The 20,697-nt window shown below is 71.8% G+C and carries 12 protein-coding genes; 4 read left to right on the top strand and 8 right to left on the bottom strand.

Going from position 1 to position 20,697, the window contains the following annotated elements; all coding sequences use genetic code 11:
- Positions 1-1,933 (bottom strand): acetoacetate--CoA ligase (locus tag AC507J_RS31280; RefSeq protein WP_496294001.1); only part of this gene is annotated, 1,933 nt, incomplete at its 3' end.
- Between the two features lie 317 nt (positions 1,934-2,250).
- Positions 2,251-2,766: an acyl-CoA thioesterase gene (locus AC507J_RS31275; RefSeq protein ID WP_496293999.1), complete on the bottom strand. Its 516-nt coding sequence runs from the start codon at positions 2,764-2,766 to the stop codon at positions 2,251-2,253.
- A gap of 23 nt (positions 2,767-2,789) precedes the next feature.
- On the opposite strand from AC507J_RS31275, the gene AC507J_RS31270 reads away from it, so the two are divergent.
- Positions 2,790-3,446, top strand: coding sequence for a hypothetical protein (locus tag AC507J_RS31270; RefSeq protein WP_496293997.1), 657 nt, complete (start codon positions 2,790-2,792; stop codon positions 3,444-3,446).
- A 108-nt stretch (positions 3,447-3,554) separates the two neighbouring features.
- On the opposite strand, the gene AC507J_RS31265 is transcribed toward AC507J_RS31270, so the two are convergent.
- Positions 3,555-4,718, bottom strand: a complete 1,164-nt coding sequence (locus AC507J_RS31265) for an acyl-CoA dehydrogenase family protein (RefSeq protein WP_496293995.1) — start codon at positions 4,716-4,718, stop codon at positions 3,555-3,557.
- A gap of 251 nt (positions 4,719-4,969) precedes the next feature.
- Between AC507J_RS31265 and AC507J_RS31260 the strand changes: the two genes are divergently transcribed.
- The 3 genes from AC507J_RS31260 (at position 4,970) to AC507J_RS31250 (ending at position 12,742) form a co-directional block, all read left to right on the top strand.
- On the top strand, positions 4,970-6,397 hold the full coding sequence (locus tag AC507J_RS31260) for a UDP-glucose dehydrogenase family protein (protein WP_496293993.1): 1,428 nt from the start codon (positions 4,970-4,972) through the stop codon (positions 6,395-6,397).
- Positions 6,398-6,612: 215 nt separating this feature from the next.
- Positions 6,613-11,553, top strand: coding sequence for an SCO7613 C-terminal domain-containing membrane protein (locus AC507J_RS31255; RefSeq protein WP_496293991.1), 4,941 nt, complete (start codon positions 6,613-6,615; stop codon positions 11,551-11,553).
- A gap of 598 nt (positions 11,554-12,151) precedes the next feature.
- Positions 12,152-12,742 (top strand): hypothetical protein, encoded by a 591-nt coding sequence (locus AC507J_RS31250; RefSeq protein ID WP_496293989.1) that lies wholly within the window; start codon positions 12,152-12,154, stop codon positions 12,740-12,742.
- 395 nt (positions 12,743-13,137) lie between these two features.
- Here the strand turns inward: AC507J_RS31250 and purE are convergent, their stop codons facing one another.
- The 5 genes from purE to AC507J_RS31225 form a co-directional block, all read right to left on the bottom strand.
- Positions 13,138-13,626, bottom strand: coding sequence for a 5-(carboxyamino)imidazole ribonucleotide mutase (gene purE, locus AC507J_RS31245; protein ID WP_496293987.1), 489 nt, complete (start codon positions 13,624-13,626; stop codon positions 13,138-13,140).
- A 154-nt stretch (positions 13,627-13,780) separates the two neighbouring features.
- Entirely contained in the window at positions 13,781-14,965 is a 1,185-nt protein-coding gene (locus AC507J_RS31240) for a 5-(carboxyamino)imidazole ribonucleotide synthase (protein ID WP_496293985.1), read from the bottom strand.
- Positions 14,966-15,016: 51 nt separating this feature from the next.
- On the bottom strand, positions 15,017-17,056 hold the full coding sequence (locus tag AC507J_RS31235; RefSeq protein ID WP_496293983.1) for a thioredoxin domain-containing protein: 2,040 nt from the start codon (positions 17,054-17,056) through the stop codon (positions 15,017-15,019).
- 76 nt (positions 17,057-17,132) lie between these two features.
- Positions 17,133-20,300: a type I restriction endonuclease subunit R gene (locus AC507J_RS31230; RefSeq protein ID WP_496293981.1), complete on the bottom strand. Its 3,168-nt coding sequence runs from the start codon at positions 20,298-20,300 to the stop codon at positions 17,133-17,135.
- Positions 20,301-20,375: 75 nt separating this feature from the next.
- Positions 20,376-20,697: hypothetical protein (locus AC507J_RS31225; protein WP_496293979.1), on the bottom strand; the 322-nt coding region annotated here is incomplete at its 5' end.

Below are 20,697 nucleotides of genomic sequence, written 5' to 3'. Positions count from 1 at the left end.
CCGTTAGGGAGTCGGGGTTGGCCAGGGCGCCCTTGGCGGCGGCCTGGTCGACAGGGGTGCCGGTGAGGATCTTCTTGACCGGGACCTCCAGCTTCTTCGCGCTCAGGGTGCGGGGGACGGCGCGGACCTGGTGGATCTCGTCGGGCACGTGCCGGGGCGACAGGGCGGTACGCAGCTCACGGCAGATCTTCCTGCGCAGCTCGTCGTCGAGGGTCAGCCCCTCGGCGAGCACCACGAAGAGCAGCAGCTCACCGGCGCCGCCCTCGTCGTCCTCCAGGTGCACCACCACCGAGTCGACGACCTCGTCCAACCCTTCCACCACCGAGTAGAACTCGGCGGTGCCCAGCCGTACGCCGCCCCGGTTGAGGGTGGCGTCGGAGCGGCCGGTGATCACGCAACCGCCCCGGGAGTTGATGGTGATCCAGTCGCCGTGCCGCCACACCCCGGGGTAGACGTCGAAGTACGCCTCCCGGTAGCGGACGCCCTCCGGGTCGTTCCAGAAGCCGACCGGCATGCTCGGCATCGGTTCGGTGATCACCAGCTCGCCCAGCTCGCCGACGACCGGAGTGCCGTCGGCCGAGCGCGCCTCCACCTTGGCACCCAGCGCCCGGCAGGTGATCTCGCCCGCGTGCACCGGCAGCAGCGGCACCCCGCCGACGAAGCCGGTGCACACGTCGGTGCCGCCGGAGAGGGACTGGAGTTGCAGGTCGGTGCCGACCGCGTCGTACACCCAGGTGAAGCCCTCGGCGGGGAGCGGCGCACCGGTGGAACCGAGCCCGCGCAGCGCGGACAGGTCGGCGATCTCCCTCGGCACCAGACCCGCCTTGCGGCAGGCCAGCAGGTACGGCGCCGAGGTACCGAAGTACGTGGTGCCGGTCTGCTCCGCCAGTCGCCACAGCCCGCCCAGGTCGGGGTGGCCCGGGTTGCCGTCGAAGAGCACGATCGCCGCACCCACCGCCGGCCCGGAGACCAGGAAGTTCCACATCATCCAGCCGGTGGTGGTGAACCAGAAGAACCGGTCGGCCGGCCCGAGGTCGTGGTGCAGGGCGAGCATCTTCAGATGCTCCAGCAGGATGCCGCCGTGACCGTGCACGATCGGCTTGGGCAGCCCGGTGGTGCCCGAGGAGTAGAGCACGTAGAGCGGGTGGTCGAAGGGCACCGGCGTGAAGGTCAGCGGCTCGTCGGTCTCCGCCGCCAGTTCCGCCCAGGTCAGCGCCCCGTCCAGGGCCGGACCCGTCGGGTCGAGGTAGCCGATGCCTACGGTGTGCCGCAGCGAGGGCAGCGCGGCCCGGATCGCGGCCACCTCGGCCCGCCGGTCCACCGGCTTGTCGCCGTAGCGGTAGCCGTCCACGGCGACCAGCACCGTCGGCTCGATCTGCTGCCACCTGTCGGTGACGCTGCGGGTGCCGAACTCGGGCGCGCAGGAGGAGAAGATCGCGCCGAGGCTGGCGGTGGCGAGCAGCAACACGTACGTCTCGGGGATGTTCGGCGCGTACGCGGCCACCCGGTCACCGGAGGTGACCCCGAGCCGGCGCAGCCCGGCAGCCACCCGACGGACCTGCTCCCGCAACTGCGCGGCGGTCAGCGTGATCGGGTCGCGGGTCTGCCCGTACGCGATGACCACCGGGTCGTCGTCGGCCCGGCCCGGCATCCGCAGCACGTTCTCGGCGTAGTTGAGCGTGGCGCCGGGGAACCACCGGGCACCCGGCATGCCCCGCTCGGTCAGGGTGGCGGCCGGCGGGGTGTGCGCGACGACCTCGAAGTGGTCCCAGATCGAGCGCCAGAAGGCCTCCAGGTCGGTGACCGACCACTGCCACAGCGCGTCGTAGTCGGCGAACTCCAGCCCTCGGTGCTCGGCCAGCCAGCCCAGGTACGCCCCGATCCGCGACCGCTGGAGCACGTCCGCCGGTGGCGTCCACAGCACGTCAGTCACTGGTCCACTCCTCCCCTGGCCCGGCACGGCGCTGTGCGGTGGGCCGTGGCGCCATCTTGCCCTACCTCGAAGCGCCATTCTCCGCAGCCAGCCCCGGCCGGCGCATGTGCCCGCCCCACATGAAATGCAAGGAAGGGCCCGTTGTTAACTCCTGGAGTAGTAGAAGGGCGCCGCTTAACGGCCCGCCGGCTGTTCGTCGGGCACAACGGCGGCGGTGCGGCGGTGCGGCGGTGCGGCGGTGCGGCGGTGCGGCGGTGCGGCGGTGCGGCGGTGCGGCGGTGCGGCGGTGCGGCGGAACCGATGATCGGCGAAAAGGCTCACCCGGCGCGGTGGGCCTGGATGGCGCGGCGGCGGGCCAGCCGGTGCTCCCGGCGGATCTCCGCCTCCCGCCAGCGGCGTTCGTCCTCCGGCGTCTCCGGCAACACGGGCCGAACCGTCCGCGGCGCGCCGCCCGCCTCCACGCCGACGAAGACGAGGTACGCGGTGGCCACCCGCACCGGCGCCTCCTCGGCCGAGTCCCAGCGCTCGGCCATCACCCGTACGCCGACCTCCATCGAGGTCTGCCCGGTCCAGTTCACCTGGGCGTACGCGTGCACCAGGTCACCCACCCGGACCGCCTCCGAGAAGACGATCTCGTCGATCGCGGCGGTGACCGCCGTACCTCCGCTGTGCCGGGCCGCCGCCGCTCCGGCGACGTCGTCGACGAACTTCATCAGCACGCCGCCGTGCACGGTTCCGTAGAGGTTCACGTCGATTGCGGTCATGATCCGACTGAGCGTGACCCTGGAGTACGACGTCGGTTTGCCTGGCATGGCGGCGGGGTGCTCGGTCATGCCGGAAACGGTACGGTGCGCCAATGCGACATCTGTGGAGCTTCCTCGCCGGGCTGGTGGTGGCGCCGGTCACCTGGGTGCTGGTCACCCTCGGTCAGGACGGGTCGGCCGGCACCGTCAACCGGTGGGTGGAGATCGGCACATCCAATACGGCCAACCTCATCGAGCCGGCCGTCTATCTCGCCGTCGGCGGCATCGTGCTGGGCCTGCTCGGCACGCTGCGCATCTCACCGCTCGGCCCGCTGGTGGCCGGGCTACTGCTGATCACCCCGTACGTCGGGCTGTTCGTCGCGCCGTTCCGGGTCCGGGAGCGCATTCCGGACGGCTGGGAGTTCCTCGGCGACCCGCTGCCGCTGCGGCTGCCGGTGGAGAACGGCACCCTCTTCCTGATCGGCATGCTGCTGCTGATGGCGACGTTCAGTGGGCAGCGCTGGCGGCGTTGGCCCGCACCGGTCGCCGCACCGGTGCCCGCCGAGGCGGCCCCGGCCGAGGAGCCGACCCTGACCGACTGGCCGCCCGCTTCGTCTGCGGAACGGGACACCGCCCCGCTGAGCCTGGGCTACCCGGACCCGGACCCGGACCCGACGCCGACGGAGCCGCTGCCGCGTCGTACCGGCGGCGCTTCGCCCTGGTCGGCCCCGCCGGGCAACCTGCCCCGGCGCGACGACGCCGTCAACTGACCCACCACCTCGCCAACCCCGCCCGGCCGCAGACCGCCGGGCGGGCGGCGGGTGGTGGCGACTCCCCCGAACCCGGCCCGCCCCGCGGACCGGGCGGGTGGAGCCCGGTCAGTCCTTGAGCAACTGGCGGGCCATCACGATGCGCTGCACCTGGTTGGTGCCCTCGTAGATCTGCGTGATCTTGGCATCGCGCATCATCCGCTCGACCGGGTAGTCCCGGGTGTAGCCGTAGCCGCCGAGCAACTGCACCGCGTCGGTGGTGATCTCCATCGCGGCGTCCGAGGCGAAGCACTTGGCCGCCGCGCCGAAGTAGGTCAGGTCGGCGTCCCCACGCTCGGACTTGCCGGCCGCGGCGTACGTCAACTGCCGGGCCGCCTCCAGCTTCATGCCCATGTCGGCGAGCATGAACTGGACGCCCTGGAACTCGGCGACCGCCTTGCCGAACTGCTTGCGCTCGGCGACGTACCCCTTGGCGTAGTCCAGCGCGCCCTGCGCGATGCCGACGGCCTGCGCGGCGATGGTGACCCGGGTGTGGTCCAGGGTCTTCATCGCGGTGGCGAAACCGGTGCCCTCGGCGCCGATCATCCGGTCCGCCGGGATCCGGACGCTGTCGAGGTAGACCTCGCGGGTCGGCGAGCCCTTGATGCCGAGCTTCTTCTCCGGCGCACCGAAGCTGACGCCCGGGTCGGACTTCTCGACCACGAAGGCGGAGATCCCCCGGGATCGGGCGCTCGGGTCGGTGACCGCGAAGACGGTGTAGTACTCGGAGACCCCGGCGTTGGTGATCCACCGCTTCACGCCGTTGAGCACCCAGTGGTCGCCGTCGCGGACCGCCCGGGTGGTCATCGACGCCGCGTCGCTGCCCGCCTCCGGCTCGGAGAGGCAGTACGAGAACATCGCCTCACCGGCGGCGACCGGGGCCAGGTAGCGGCGCTTGAGCTCGTCGGAACCGGCCAGCAGCAGCGGCATGGTGCCGAGCTTGTTCACCGCCGGGATCAGCGAGGACGAGGCGCAGGCCCGCGCCACCTCCTCGATCACGATCGCGGTGGCCAGCGCGTCCGCCCCGGCACCGCCGTACTCCACCGGGATGTGCGGCGCGTGGAAGTCGGCGGCGCGCAGCGCGTCGTACGACGCCTTCGGGAACTCACCGGTCTCATCCGCCTCGGCGGCATGCGGAGCCACTTTCGCCGCACAGACCTCACGGACTGCGTCCCGAATCGCCTCGTGCTCCTCGGGCAACCGGTACACGTCGAACGACTGCTCTGCGGCCATGTCGGCCCCTCCCCTTCACGGCTATCATGCGCAGTCGGTAGCGTCACCTGGACGCCCACCGCGCAGACTGAAGGATAACGGCCACAGCTCAGGTGATGTTACCGGCGCGTAGGCTGGGCCCTGACGGAGCACCGGCGCCGCTCGGCGATGATGGGAACCAACACACATAGACCACCACTGCGGCGCCCCACTGGGCGCCGGGGCGGAACGCGACGCGACCACGCGGCGCCAGTGCGAGCGGAGATGAAGGCGTGACCATCCCGTACCCGAACACCCAGCCGATGCCCGCCATCGCCGCGGTGACACCCCCGTCGGGTGCCTCCCGACCCCGGGTGACCTTTCTCGGTACCGGCTACCTCGGCGCGACCTACGCCATCTGCTACGCCGAACTCGGTTACGAGGTACTCGGCTACGACGTCGACGCCGACAAGATCGCGAAGCTGAACGCCGGCGAGGTGCCGATCCACGAGCCCGGCCTGGACGAGCTGCTCCGGCGCAACCTGGCCGCCGGGCGACTGCGGTTCAGCACCGACATCGCCGAGGCCGCCGAGCATGGTGACGTGCACTTCATCTGCGTCGGCACCCCACAGCGCGCCGACGGGATGGGCGCCGACCTGTCGTACGTCGAGGCCTCGGTCACCAGCCTGGCCCAGCACCTGACCCGCAAGTCGCTGATCGTCGGCAAGTCCACCGTCCCGGTCGGCACCGCCGAGTGGGTGGAGCAGTTGGTCGGCAAGCACACCCCGACCGACCTCGGCGTCGAGGTGGCGTGGAGCCCCGAGTTCCTCCAGGAGGGCTTCGCCGTCGACGACGTGCTGCGACCCAACCGGATCGTGGTCGGCGTCAAGAGCGAGTGGGCCAACGGCATGCTGTACGCCGCGCACAAGGGCGTCTTCGACCTGGCCGCCACCGAGGACCGCGAGGTACCCCTGGTGGTCACCGACTTCGCCACCGCCGAACTGGTCAAGGTCGCCGCGAACGCCTTCCTGGCCACCAAGATCTCCTTCATCAACGCGATGGCCGAGGTCTGTGAGGCATCCGGCGGCGACGTCACCCAGCTCGCCCGGGCCATCGGGTACGACCCCCGGATCGGCAATCGCTTCCTCCAGGCCGGGCTCGGCTTCGGCGGCGCGTGCCTGCCCAAGGACATCCGCGCCTTCCAGGCCCGTGCCCAGGAACTCGGTGCCGGCGAGGCGCTGCGCTTCCTGCACGAGGTCGACCTGATCAACCTACGCCGCCGTACCCGGGTGCTCCACCTCGCCGCCGAACTGCTCGGCCGCCGCTCCGGCCCGGCCGGGCCGGACCTCTCCGGCACCCGCATCGCGGTGCTCGGCGCGACCTTCAAACCCAACACCGACGACGTACGCGACGCCCCCGCCCTCGCCGTCGCCGCGCTGCTCCACAAGGCCGGCGCCGACGTGCACGTCTACGACCCCCAGGGCGTCGAGAACGCCCGCCGGGCGGTACCGGAGCTGACCTACGAGCCCGGCATCACCGAGGCGGTCGCCGACGCCGACCTGGTCTGCGTCCTCACCGAGTGGGCCGACTTCCGCAACGCCGACCCGGGTGTCCTCGGCGAACTCGTCGCCGGTCGCCGGGTGGTCGACGCCCGCAACTGCCTCGACTCGGCACTGTGGACCCAGGCCGGCTGGGAGTACCGAGGGCTCGGCCGGCCCTGAACTCGCGGGTCGGGAGGTTTCCGGGGAGCCCGCCCCCGCCGGGCGGTCAGGCCTGATCCTGGTGCTGGCGGGTTCCCCGGGGACGTCTCTGGTGGGTGCCGTTGAGCGCGTGCAGCTGCTGGCTCGGCGGCTGACCCGCCGATAATTGTCGAATTCCGGGCGCGTATTGGGCATGCTGCGACAGTGGGAATCCACACTGCGGGTGGAGGGGTGTCGTGGCGAGCTTTCAGTGCTCCTCGTGCGGCCGGGAGATCAAGCCGGCGGTCCGTTGCCCGCGCTGCGGCGCGCACCAGCCACAGTGGGCCGAGCACCTGGCGGACATCGAGCGGTCCATCGCGGAGATGAAGGCCCGCGAGGCCGCCATCGCCAGCGAGCAACGCCAGCTCGCCGCCAAGATGCAGGCCGCGCTCTTCCAGCGCGACATCCTCTCGCACGCCGGCAACTCCGGCGAGGAACGCCTCAAACAGGCCACCCGCCCCCGCCGGGTGATGCGACGCCGACCGCCCCACAAGGCACCGGGCAACGGCACGGTCCCACCGCCGCGGACCCAACCGGCCGACGGCAGCGCAGCGCCACCACGGGTGCCCCGGCAGGAGACCGCCGCCCGGGCGGAGCCGCCACCACCGGTGGACGCCGTCTGGCTGGCCGCCGACGACCCCGAGCATCCGCCGGAGGCCTCCTCGCGCGAGGTCCAGAACATCCCCCTCGGCCTCGGCGCGCTGCTGCTCGGTGTGGCCGCGGTGGTCTTCGCCGTGGTCGCGACCAGTTCGATGGACGCGCTGGCCCGCCTCGGCATCCTCCTGCTCGCGACCGTCCTCATGCTGCTCGCCCCGCCGATCCTGGTCCGGCGCGGGCTGACCTCCACCGCCGAGACCATCGCCGCGGTGGGCCTGCTGCTGATGCCGCTCGCCGGGTACGCCCTCTGGGCCGTGGACCTGATCGGCAACGGCGGCGCCTCCGGGGCGGTCTTCGCCGGGGTGATCTTCGCGGTCACCGCCGCCGTCTCCGTCGGGTACGCCGGCTGGACCCGACTGCGCGCCCCCCGGTTCGCCACCGTGCTGGCCGCCCAGCCGGTACTGCCGCTGCTGGCGTACGAGCGGGTCAGCGGCCCGGCGGGCTGGGCCCTGGTGCTGACCGTGGTGGCCGTCCTCGACCTATGGCTGGCCCGCTCCCCGGTCACCGTGGAGCGCGCGCCCGGCGGGGAGCCTGCTGTGGTCCCGCCCGACCACACGGTCCCGCCCCGCCAACGGCAGACCGAGGGGCGGCCGGAGGGCGCGCCGGAAGAAGCCGGTGAACTGCTCGACCCCACCGGCGGTGTCCCGGCGACCACACCGACCCGCCCGGTGCCGGGGCTGCGGGAGCTGACCTGGGCGCTGCACGGCGTGGCGGTGGTGCTCGCCCTCGCGTACGCGGTGACCGCCCTGTTGCAGACCAGCACCGTGGCCGGTTCGATCGGCACCGGCCTGGTGCTGCTGCTGGCCGCCGCAGTCTGCCTCGCCGGCACGCTGGCGCTGCGCCGTCCGCCCCTGCCCGACATCGGCGCGGGCGTGTTCACCCTCGCCGTCATCGGCGCCCTGGGCCGGATCGCCTCGGTGGCACTGCCCGGCCGCTCGCTGCTGCTGATCGCGGCCGTCATCACCGTCACCGGCCTGGCCGTCCGGGCGGTACCGGAGTCCGCCCGTCGCGGGCCGCAGCTGGCCGCCGCGGTGGCGTTGACGGTCAGCGGGGCGGTGGTCGCCGGCAGCGCGCTGCGCGCCGGACTCGCTCCGATCCAGGCGGCGCTGCCGGCCTGGAACGCCGACCTCGACCGCTATCCGGCGGAACTGGCCGCCGCGGTCGGGCCGGCCGCCTGGCAACTCGCCGCCAGCGCCTTCCTGCTGACCGTGGCCGCGGTGCTGGCCCTGCCGCCCGAGATCCGCCGCGAGTTCGCGGTGACCGGTGCCGCGCTGACCGCCCTCGCCGTACCCGCCTCCTTCGGTCTGGCCTGGACGATGGCGCCGTGGCCGATGGTGCTGACGGCGATCGGGATCGGCGCGACCGGCCTCTCCGCCCGTACGCTCCGAGCGGCCCTGGCGCACGCGGTGGTCGCCGCCGGCATCGGCCTGGCCGGCGCCGGAGCCGCCCTGGCCCGGCCGGCGCTGACCGCGGCCGTGCTGCTCACCCTCGTCGTCGCCGGTGCCCTGATCGCCGCCGCTCCCCGGATCCGACTCGCCCCGGCCGCCGCGGACACCGTCTCGGCGTGGGCCGCCGGTGGCGCGGCCTTCGCGCTGCCCGGAGCCGTGGCCGCGTTCGTCGCCGCCACGCTGCCGGTCGACCCCACGCCCACCCCGGCGAGCCTGCGCGAGGCGACCGTGCCGGTGCTGGCCGCGAGCTTCCTGGCCGTCTGCGTCACGCTCGGCTACGCCGCAGTGGTCCAGGTTTCCCAGCGACACATCCCGATACCGCTGTCGGTGGGCACCGGCCTCGGCGCGCTGGTGGTCGCCGCCGCCGGATTCGGCGCACCGGGCGCCACCGTGGCCGACGCCTGGGTCGCCGCGCTGCTGCTGGTCTCCGCCGTACTCCTCTTCCTCGCTCCGTCGATCGACGTCGGTCGACGCGCCGACGTGGCCTTCGACGGCTCCGACCTGGCCGCCGCCGCGGTGACCGCCGCCCTGGTCGCCACCCTGCTGCGGATCGGCACGGTGCTGGTGCCGGGCGGCCAACTCGCGGTCGCCGCCGCGCTGGTCCTGGTGGTCGCGGTGGCGGCACGGGCGATGCCCGAGGAGTGGCGGCGCGGACCGGTGCTCGGGCTCGTGATCGGCGGCGTCCTGATCGGGCTGCTCGCCGGTTGGATGGCGCTGCGCGGTGGGGTCGGCGTGCTGGCCACCCCTGGCCCGATCTGGCACGGCGACCTCAGCGGCTGGCCGGCCGCGCCGACCGGCGGCACGACCTGGCAGGGCCCGATCGCCCTGCTCCTGCTCGGGCTGGCGGCCGGCGTCCTGCTGCCACCGCCCTGGCGCTACGACGTCTCCGGCGCGGCGGTCCTGCTGGCCACCATCGGCGCGCCGGCCGCCTTCGACCTGTCGTGGTGGTCACCGGTCCTGATCGGCGCGATGGTCGCCACCATCTTCGGGATGGCGGCGGTCGCCTCCATCGACCCCCGGGCCGCGCTGTCCCGGGTCACGGTCGCCGGGGTGCTCGCGTTGCACGCGGCCGGCGCCGGCCTGGTACGTCCCTGGACAACCGCGCTGGCACTGGGCAGCATCGTGCTGATCGGCGCGGTGGTGGCGGCGCTGGCTCGCACCACTGCCGAGCCGCTCGTGGACGACATCCAGGTGGAGGGGATGCCACCACACCTGGCGCAGATCGGCGGCGCGGGCGTGGGTGCCGCCCTGTTGGCGCTGCCGGGGGCCACCGCCGCCGTGGCCGCAGAGTTCGGCCACCCGCCTCAGGTGGTGCTGACCGCAGGTCTGGCCGCCGCCAGCCTCGGCCTCGCCATGGTGGCCGCGTTCCGCCGGCAGATCCCGCAGTACCTGCCCTGGGCGAGCGCCGGCGTGGTGGGCGGCGCGACCGTGACCGCGCTGGCTGCCGTACCCAGTCACCTGCCGGTCGGCGTGTACGCCGCCGCCGCAGCCCTGCTCGGCGTACTCGCCGAACTGATCCGGGGCGCGACCGAACCGCCGGCCGGCGCGGCGCAGCCGGTCGGCCGCTGGACCGTGCTGCTGGACGGGGCGCTACGCCGACTGCCCGGCGACGGCACCCCGCGCCGGTGGCGGGTGAGCCCGGCGGCGGGAGCGCTGGCCGCCGCCGCCCTACCGACCGTACTGGCGCTGATCTCCATCGCGCCGGCACTGCTGGCCGCGCTGGTCGACCCGCACCGGACGCTGACCCGGATCTGGCAGGGGCCTCCGCCGGAACTGCTCGATCCGCCGCCGGCCGCGGTCAACCCGACGCACGTGCTCACCGCGCTGCTGCTCACCGTGACGGCGGCGCTGGCGGCCACCGGATTCAGCGGCGGCCGGCGTACCCGGGCGGTGCCGGTGGTCCTGCCCGGTGCCGCGATCACCCTGTTGATCGCCCCGATCGCGCTCGGCGCTGGCTGGCCGGCGAGCAGTCTCGCGGCGCTGACCGTCTTCATCATCTCGATGCTGGGCCTGGCGCTGACCCCGCCGCCCCCCATCGAGGAGCCGGCCCGCTCGTTGCGGCTGGCCCGGGTGCTGGTCTTCGTGATCGGCCTCGCCGCCGGTGGCGCCGGCCTGGCCGGCAGCCTCGCCACCCGGGAGCTGACCCTGCTCACCCTCGGCGGTGGGGTCGGCGTCGGTGTGGTCGCGGCGCTCTTCGGCACCACCTCCCGGGCGCGCATCCTCGGCTGGCTCTTCGCGTCGCTGAAGGCACAGCTCTTCGTGCTCACCGCTGGCCTGGTGGCCGGGCTCGCCCCGGTCTGGTCCGCGTTCGGGGTGCTCGCGGTCGGCGCGGCGCTCCAGGTCTTCGCCGCCACGCTGCCCTGGCTGCGCCGCCCGGAGGCGCGCCGCGAGGCGGCGACCGTGGAATGGAGCGGGTATGCCGCCGCGCTGATCGCCCTGGCGCTGGCCTTCGACTCGCCACGGCACATCGCCGCGCTGCTGGCCGCCTGGGGCGCCGTCCTCGGACTCGCGGCGACCCGACCCGGTCGCCGGCCCGTGGAGCGGCGGATCCTGTTCTGGGCGGTGGTGGCCTGCGAAATCACCGCCTGGTGGATCCTGATGCGGGTCGCCGACGTGGCGCTGCCCGAGGCGTACACGCTGCCGTTCGCCGCGCTGGCTCTGCTGGTCGGCATCCTGGAACTGCGCCAGCGCGCCGACATGAGCAGCTGGGTGGCGTACGGGCCGGCGCTGGTGGCCGCCTTCGTGCCCACCCTGGCCATCGTGCTGGCCACCGATTCGAGCACGTTGCGCCAGGTGTTGCTGTTGCTCGGCGCGGTCGCCGTGCTGGTCTTCGGATCGATGAGTCAGCAGCAGGCACCGGTGATCATCGGTGCGGTGGTCACCGCCATCGCGGCGGTGCACGCGCTGTTCAGCCTCGGACCGTGGCTGGCGTTGATCCCGGTCGGCTTCCTGCTGCTGATCCTCGGGGCGAGCAACGAACGCCGCCGCCGCGCCCAGGACCGCCTCCAAACCGCCCTACGAGGCATGCGCTAACCCGACCCGCCTCTGGAGTGGGTGTCGGGTTCGGCGGGTGCCGGGTCCGGGGCGGGCACCGCGTTCCCGGCAGGCACCGCGGCACCGCGTTCCCGGCAGGCACCGCGTTCCCGGCGGGTGTCGGATTCCGAGGTAGGTGTCGGGTCGGGGCGGGTGTCGGGTCGGGGCGGTCGCTCTGGTGGTGGGTGGGTCTGGTGGTGGGTGGGTCCGGTGGTGGGTGGGTCCGGTGGTGGGTGGCCTGGTGTGGGTGGCCTGGTGTGGGTGGCCTGGTGTGGGTGGCCTGGTAATGGATGTCGGGTTTCGGAGTAGCTGTCGGGCTCGGGGTGGGCGGTGGCGGGCCCGGGGGTGGAATGGTGGGCGGGTCGGGGGCGTTGGACATCCCTTAACGGCCGAGGAGGACGTCCCGCCGGGTCAGCCGGGTGGGTGTGGTCCGGAATGTTGGCGGGCCTGCGGTCGTTACACCTGGACCCGGCGGCGTGATGCGGCAGTTGCCCCACGCGCCGGAGACTCCCCCTCTTCTTTGAGCGCCGGACGGTGCTTGCGTACGCCTGCCGACCCCCATCGGTGGTGTACGCCGACCCCCGAATGGAGCTTCGCCATGAACACGATCTTCCGTAAGAGCATGCTGGGTATCGCTGGTCTGGCCTTCGCCGGTGGCATGGTCGCCGGCCCCGTCGCCGCGCACGTCGACGGTGGCGCGCTGGCCGCCGGTAAGCCGGTGGCGGCGGTGCAGGCCGACAAGCCGGACACCGCCAAGTTGATCCCGCACGGTGTGCAGGGTGAGCAGTCCCGCATCGAGCTGGACGGCGAGCAGACCGCAAATGTGAAGGCGATCATCGCCGCGACGAAGAAGGCCGGCATGGACGAGCGTGCCGCCGTGGTGTCGATCGCGACCGCGTTGCAGGAGTCGAAGCTGGAGAACCTGGGCCACCTCGGCGACCGCAACGACCACGACTCGCAGGGCCTGTTCCAGCAGCGCCCCTCCTCGGGTTGGGGCACGGTCGAGCAGATCACCGACCCCGAGTACTCGACCACCGCGTTCCTCAAGGGTCTGAAGCAGGTCAACGGCTGGCAGGACATGCCGCTGACCGAGGCCGCCCAGACCGTGCAGGTGTCGGCGCACCCGTTCCTGTACGCCCAGTGGGAGCAGCAGGCCGCCGACCTGGTCACCCAGCACTGGAACAGCTGACCACCAGCCAACGAACACACGCTGGCCGGCACCCGACAAGGGTGCCGGCCAGCAACGTCTGCGGACTCGACGCAACCCGGCCGCGGTTACCGGTGTTCGGCAGGGTGCGACGCCCCGACGCCCCGACGCCCCGACGCCCCGACGCCCCGACGCCCCGACGCCCCGACGCCCCGACGCCCCGACGCCCCGACGCCCCGACGATCTTGCATTCTTGGTCGCCGCATAAGCCACTATTCGGCTGTATCGGCGACCAAAATTGCAAGATCAGCGCAGACCTTGGCGTATCCCCAAGAGAGCCGATGGCGTTGCGGGGTGCTTTGTCGGGTCGGCGCTTCGAGGTGCGTTGTTAAAAGGGGGCCCTTCCTATGCACGAGGCGTTAATAGGGGGCCCTTCCTTACAGCGAGGCGCGGAGGGCGGCGTCCTTTTCGGCGACCAGTTGTTCCAGGTCGGCCTGGTACGCGGACATCCGGTCGAGCAGGGCCGGGTCCGCGACGCCCAGGATGCGGACGGCGAGCAGCCCGGCGTTGCGTGCGTTGCCGATCGAGACGGTGGCCACCGGCACGCCGGCCGGCATCTGCACGATGGAGAGCAGCGAGTCCATGCCGTCGAGGTGCTTCAGCGGCACCGGTACGCCGATCACCGGCAGCGGGGTGACCGAGGCGACCATGCCGGGCAGGGCAGCGGCGCCGCCCGCACCGGCGATGATCACCTTGAGGCCCCGGCCGGCGGCGGCCCGACCGTAGTCGATCATCTTGACCGGGGTGCGGTGCGCCGAAACCACCTCAACCTCGTACGGCACCTCGAACTCGGCCAGCACCTCGGCGGCGGCCTTCATCGTCGGCCAGTCCGAGTCGCTACCCATGATGATGCCTACGGTGCTCACGCCGATCTTCCCTTCGTTCACGACTGCCAGGTCCGCCAGGTCCACCGTCGAGCCGTCCCCGGCCACGTCCCCGGCCCCGGGCGCATCCCCGGCCCCGGCCACGGCTACGACCCGCCCTACCCCCGACGGGGACGCCGTCGCGGAGTCGCGGGGGTCAGTCACCGGTGCCGTCGCGTAGCCAACGGGCGGCCCGCCCGGCCCGGGCGCGTACCTCGTCCAGGTCCGTGCCGAGCACCGTGATGTGCCCGATCTTGCGGCCGGGGCGTACCTGCTTGCCGTAGAGGTGCACCCGGGCGGTCGGTTCGGCGGCGAAGAGGTGGTGCAGCCGCTCGTCGACCGGCATGCCACCGGATTCACCGCCGAGCACGTTCGCCATCACCACCACCGGCGCGGCAAGCGAGGTGTCACCCATCGGGTAGTCCAGTACCGCCCGTAGGTGCTGCTCGAACTGCGAGGTACGGGCACCTTCGATGGTCCAGTGCCCCGAGTTGTGCGGGCGCATCGCCAGCTCGTTGACCACGATCCGGCTGCCGCCCGGCACCGTCGGGTCGGCCACCTCGAACAGCTCCACCGCCAGCAGCCCCACCACTCCGAGGGCGGTAGCCAGGTCGATGGCGAGCTGCTGGGCGGCGACCGCCAGCTCTTCCGGCAGGCCGGGGGCGGGGGCCAGCACCTCGACGCAGATCCCGTCCCGCTGCACCGTCTCCACCACCGGGTAGACGGCGACCTGCCCGAACGGGGATCGGGCCACCTGCACCGCCAGTTCCCGGCGCAGCGCCACCCGCTCCTCGACGATGAGCTTCGTGCCGCCCGCGAGCAGGGTCTCCGCGAGTTCGGCGGCGGCCACGGCGTCGATCACCGGCCAGACTCCCCGGCCGTCGTACCCGCCGCGCGCCGCCTTGAGCATCACCGGCCAGCCCACCTCGTCGCCGAAGGCCACCAGGTCGCTGGGTGACTCGACCGGCCGCCAGGCGGGGTTCGGCGCGCCCAGCGGGCCGAGCCGCTCCCGCATAAGCCGCTTGTCCTGGGCGTGCACAAGCGCGTCGGCCGGCGGGAAGAGCTTCACCCCCTCGCCGGCCAGGGTGCGGATGTGCTCGGTCGGGACGTGCTCATGGTCGAAGGTGACGACGTCGCAGCCCTTGGCGAAGGTACGCAGGGCGGCGAGGTCGGTGTGGTCGCCGTACTGGACGTCGGCAGCGACCAGGGCCGCCCCGTCGTCCGGCGTGAGCGCGAGCACGCGCAGCGACTGGCCGAGGGAGATCGCGGCCTGGTGGGTCATCCGGGCCAGTTGGCCGCCGCCCACCATGCCGACAACCGGCAGACCGGTACGGGAATCCATAGCGGCGCCAGCCTATCGGGGTCGGCCGGGGCGTCGTCCGGCGGATCCGGCTCAGCCCAGCTGCGCCACCAGCTCCTCGACCGTGCCGACCGGCCGCTGGCAGACGAAGCCCCGGCAGACGTACGCGGCGGACCCGCCGTCGAGCAGTGGACGGTCGGCGAGCAGCGGCACCCCGGGCTGGTCCGGGTGCCCCGCCACGATCACCGCACCCGGCGGTGCGTGCCGGTACGCCGCCGCGACCAGCGGGTCCCCGGCCGGGTCGGTGGTGGCCACGGCGATCTCATACGGCCCGGAGAGCAGCGCCTCGCCGACGGTCGCCGCGTACCCGGTGAACCGGGCGTGCCGCCCGACGATCGGCGCGACTGTCGACAGCGCCGTCTCGGCGGCCTCCCGGTAACGGTTCTCCCCGGTCAACGCCGCGTAGGCGACCAGGGCGGCGGAGATCGCGGAGCGGCCGGAGGGGGTGGCGTTGTCGGTCGGGTCGGCCGGCCGGGTCACCAGTTGCTCCGCGTCGTCGGCGGTGTCGTAGAACGCCCCACCCGGCGCGGCGAAGTGCGCCAGGGCGGCGTCGAGGAGTTGCCCGGCCAGCTCCAGCCAGCGCGCCTCGCCGGTGAGCTGGTGCATGGCGCAGAACGCCTCGGCCACGCAGCCGTAGTCCTCAAGCACTCCGGCCGGCTCGCCGACCCGGCCGTCGCGGGAGGCACGGCGCAACCGCCCGTCGACGACATGCACCCGGGCCAGGTGCTCGGCGGTGTCCCGCAGCGCGCCGTCGGCGACGATCAGCACCCCTTCCAGCAGGTTGGCCTCCCCTTCGTCGCCGATCCGGCCGGCGGTCTCGACCAGCCGGACGAACTCGACGAGCGCGGTGACAGCCAGGCCGTTCCAGGCGGCCACCACCTTGTCGTCGCGGGCCGGCTGGGGCCGGGTGTCGCGGGCGGCGAGCAGCCGGCGGACCACGTCCTGCCAGCGACCGCGTACCTCCGGGTCGGCGTCGTCGACGTCGCGGGCCAGCCGCAGCACGCTCATGCCATCTTCGAAGGTGCCGGCCTCGGTGACGCCGAACAGGTCGGCGGCCCACCGGCCGTCCTCCTCGCCGAGCGCCTCGACCAGCTGGGCCGGGGTCCAGGCGTAGGTGAGCCCCTCCACACCAGCGGTGTCCGCGTCCAGCGCCGAGGCGAAACCCTGGCCGGGCCGGTGCAGCTCGTCGGCGAGGAACCGGGCGATGTCCCGGGCCACCCGCAGCGCCAGCGTGTCGCCGGTCAGCCGCCAGAGCTGGGTGTAGACGCGCAGCAGCAGGGCGTTGTCGTAGAGCATCTTCTCGAAGTGCGGCACCGTCCAGTGCGCGTCCACCGAGTAGCGGGCGAAGCCGCCGGCGAGCTGGTCGTGGATGCCGCCGCGCGCCATCGCCTCGCAGGTGTGCCGGACGATCTCCAGGCTGCGTGCCGAGCCGGTGCGCTGGTGGTGCCGCAGCAGGAAGAGCAGATTCATGTGCGGCGGGAACTTGGGCGCCCCGCCGAACCCGCCGTTGGTCTCGTCGTACTCGCTGGCCAGTTGGTCGGCCGCGGCGTCGAGCTGCTCGGCGGTGAGCGGGGCGGTGGGGCCACCGACGGCCTGGGCGCCGCCGATCGCCTCGACCACCGCGGCCCCCTGACGCAGTACGGCGTCGCGCTGCTCGCGCCACGCCGTGCCGACCGATTCGAGCAGCCGGAGGAAGTTCGGGCGGGGGAAGTATGTACCGCAGAAGAACGGGGTGCCGTCCGGGGTCGCGAAGACGGTCATCGGCCAGCCGCCCTGGCCGGTCATCGCCTGGGTGGCGGTCATGTAGACGGCGTCGACGTCGGGCCGCTCCTCGCGGTCCACCTTGATCGACACGAAGCCCTCGTTCAGCAGCTTCCCGACGGTCTCGTCCTCGAACGACTCGTGCGCCATCACGTGGCACCAGTGGCAGGCCGAGTAGCCGACCGAGATGAGCACCGGCACGTCCCGCCGTTTCGCCTCGGCGAACGCCTCGTCGCACCAGGGCCACCAGTCCACCGGGTTGTCGGCGTGCTGGAGCAGGTAGGGGCTGGTGGCGTCCGCGAGTCGGTTCACCCGACGACCATATCCAGCCCGGCGATCGACCGCCGGACTACCATCGCGCCAGCCACCGGGCCAGGCGCAGAAATGCTCAACTCCACTCCTCGGCGAAGGTCTTAGCTTGCGCCAGCACGAGTTCGATCGCTCGTTGTTCCTCGTCGGGTGGGTAGCCGTAGCGGGCCAACAATCGCTTGACCTTGCTTCTGATCCGCGCCTGAACCTGCTCCCGGACTGACCAGTCGACGGTCACATCGGCCCTGATCCGCTCTACCAGATCACGGGCGATCTTCGCCAGGATGTCGCTACCCAACTCCCGCACGGCAGATTCGTTGGCGGCCACCGCGTCGTAGAACGCCAACTCGTCATCGGTCAGCCCAAGTGTCGCCGCCCGCTCCCGATCGGCCACGACCTCCTTAGCGAACCGGACCAACTCCTCGACCACCTGGGCCGAGGTGAGCGCGCCGTTGGTGTAGCGCCGCATGGTCTCCAGCAGCCGGTCCGTAAAGGCCCGTTGACGGACCAGGTTGTGCCGGTGAGTACGCCGGATTCCCTGTTCGATAGCGCGACGGAGCGCTTCAAGGGCAAGGTTGGGCCGCGGATGATTTTTAATCCGCTCAATGAATGACTCATCGAGGTGTGACAGATCGGGCTTCTCGACGCCGGCCACCCCATAAACATCGACAACAGCTTCCGCCGCGACCGCCGAGGCGGCAAGCTGCCGCAGCGCCAATTCGATATCGGCGGTGCTGGGGAGCCCCTGGGCAGCCCTGGCCTCGGCATCGAGCCGGACCAGATACAGCCGTACGGATTCAAAGAAGGCGATGTCGCGATGCAGATGGCGTAGCTCCGGAGCGGCGGGGGCGAGAGCGAACGCGCGGGCCAGTTCGCGGGCATGGGTGGTGAAGCGCCGAGATAGCTCTGGCGGTCCCGAACCGTCGTCACCGGGTGCCGGGGTGCGGAGGTACTCGACCGCGCCGAGAATGGCATCCAGGTATCCACGAGGGCCACCGGCGTCACGTACGGCTCGGAAGTCGTACCCGGCAAGCAACGCGGAAACGATGCCGTGCCGCTCGACGACCAGCGGGATGCCCTCTTCGGAGACGTCGGCTCCAATCGGCCGTTCCACCTGATCATCGACGGTGTACTCGGCCAGCGCCTCGGTCAGCCGGTCGGCGATGCCGAGATAGTCGACGACCAGGCCGGCCGGCTTCTCGCCGAACCTGCGGTTGACGCGAGCAATCGCCTGCATCAGCGCCGCACCCCGCAAAAACTTGTCTATGTAGAGGGTGTGCAGCGGCGGCGAGTCGAAGCCGGTCAGCCACATCGACTGCACAATCACCAACTCCAGCTCATCGTCCGGGTCGGTGGCTCGGCGCTGGATCGCCTTGTTTCGGGCAGCGGACCGAATGTGCGGGGCGAGATGGTCGCTGTCGGAGCGGCCCCCGCTGTAGACAACCTTCAGACGACCCTTGTCGTCCGCTGCATGGCCCCATTCCGGGCGGAGCGCGATGATCTCGTCGTAGAGCCGGGCGCAGATATCTCGGGTCAGGCAGACGATCATGCCCTTACCCGGGACTCCGGTGACCTTGCACATTTCAGTGCTGCGCCGTTCCCAATGCTCGACGATGTCCTCGGCTATCTGTCGTAACCGCTGCGGTGCGCCAACCACCGCCGAGATCGCGGCGAAGGCACGTTCGGCCCGGCGGCGTTCCTCGGGTGTAAGGTCGCCTACCGCATCTTCAGCTCGGTCGTCCAGGTCATCGGGGTCGACGTTGGCCGGCAGGTGCACCGGGATATGCCGGTTCTCATAGAAGACCCGGACGGTTGCGCCGTCATCGACGGCCCGGGTCAGGTCGTAGCTATCGATCTCAGTGCCGAACACCGCTCCGGTATTGATGTGACCGTCGTTGATCGGCGTGCCGGTGAAGGCAATGAAGGCGGCATGCGGCAGGGCGTCGCGCAGGTGCCGGGCGTAGCCGTCGAGGAAGTCGTAGTGGCTGCGGTGCGCCTCGTCGACAATCACCACGATGTTGCGCCGGTCGGAGAGCTGCGGATGGCCCCGGCCGGCGGCCCGCTCGGAATCGGTAAGGCCGAACTTTTGAAGGGTCGTGAACAGGATGCCGCCGGTGGGCCGAGCCCTGAGCTGGTCGCGCAATTCGTCCCGGGTGCCGACCCGCTTCGGTTGGGTCTCCGGCAGCAGCCGGCTGGCGCTGAATGTCTCGAAGAGTTGACTGTCGAGGTCGGTTCGGTCGGTGACGACGACGATCGTCGGATTGTCGAGAGCGGGGTGGCGCATCGCCTTCGCGGCGTAGAACACCATCTCCATGCTCTTGCCGGAACCCTGCGTGTGCCAGACGTAGCCCGCCCGCCCGTCGGTCTGAACAGCCCGTAACGTGCGGTCGACGGCCTTGTTGACCGCGTGGAACTGGTGGGCCTTGGCCAGCTTCTTGGTGGATAGCGCACCGCGTTCGTCGGCGGAGAAGGAAACGAAGTTGGCGACGAGATCGAGAAACCGGGCTGGCTCGAAGACTCCGGAGATCATGACTTCCAACGCCGACCCGTCACTGATGTCAACCCGTCGGCCGTGTTCGTCGACAATCCAGGGCGCCATGTGCTCCCACGGAGTGAACGGTGTTCCGATCCGCGCGGTGGCACCGCCGCTGGCCACCCACACCGCCGGGGCAGCAAAGATGGCCGGGCCGAGATCCCGCAGGTAGGACCGGAGTTGGGCGTATGCCGTCGCGCTGCTGGACTCGCCCCGACTGGCCGATTTCAGCTCTACCACCGCGAGAGGCAACCCGTTCACGTAACAGACCAGGTCGAAACGCCGGGCATGATCGCCGCTGACCGCTTTGACCTGAGAGGCAACCACAAACTCATTGGCGTACGGGTCGTTGAAGTCGACCAGCCACACCGTCGGCTCGCGAGTGATGCCGGCGGCATCGTTGTAGCCGACACCCGAGACGCCCCGGGTCACGAGCTGATGGACCCGAAAGTTCTCAGCAAGGGCATCCTGCGATTCGGGCCGGCGCACCGCGTCAACCGCATCCTCAACCGCCGTGGCCGGCAGATCGGGATTGATTCGGGCCACGGCTCGTTGGAGACGCCGGGTCAGCAGCAGGTCGTCCCAGCCCAGGCGCTCACCGGTACGGGGCGCAAGGTCGACGCCCTCGACAGGTTGCCAGCCCCACTCGGCGAACCACTCCCGTGCGAGCTGCTCCCACCCCGACTCGGTCAGACCGCCTGCTTGCTGCGCCATCGACCACTCTCCTCCGATGACAGAACGTACCCGGCCAGGCCAGCAGCCGTCGACATGATCACCTGGACGTGTCGGCTACCCGCCCGCCCGTCGCACCAGCCGCCGGAGCGACCAGGCGAGGATACGGGCCTGATGGAGGTCGAGCGGATAGTCCTCGACCAGGTCGGCCGCGTACAGCCGCAGGTTGACCCCGACCAGCGGCACCGGCAGCTCGTCCATCCGGAACAGACTGCTCGTCGCGTAGACGACCCGATCGTTGCCCCACGGCGGCAACTCATCGGAGTAGTGGATCCCATCCCAGTCCGCCACACACCAGGAGGGATGCCCCGCTGCCGTTGGCCGAGGGTACGCATTGTTTAGAAACTCGTCGGGCTGGGCCATCGGATCTCCTCCACTC

Source organism: Micromonospora sp. PRAS1 (genome assembly GCF_059553435.1).
Note: the sequence above shows the minus strand (reverse complement) of the source record. Positions and strands in the feature narration are given on the sequence as shown.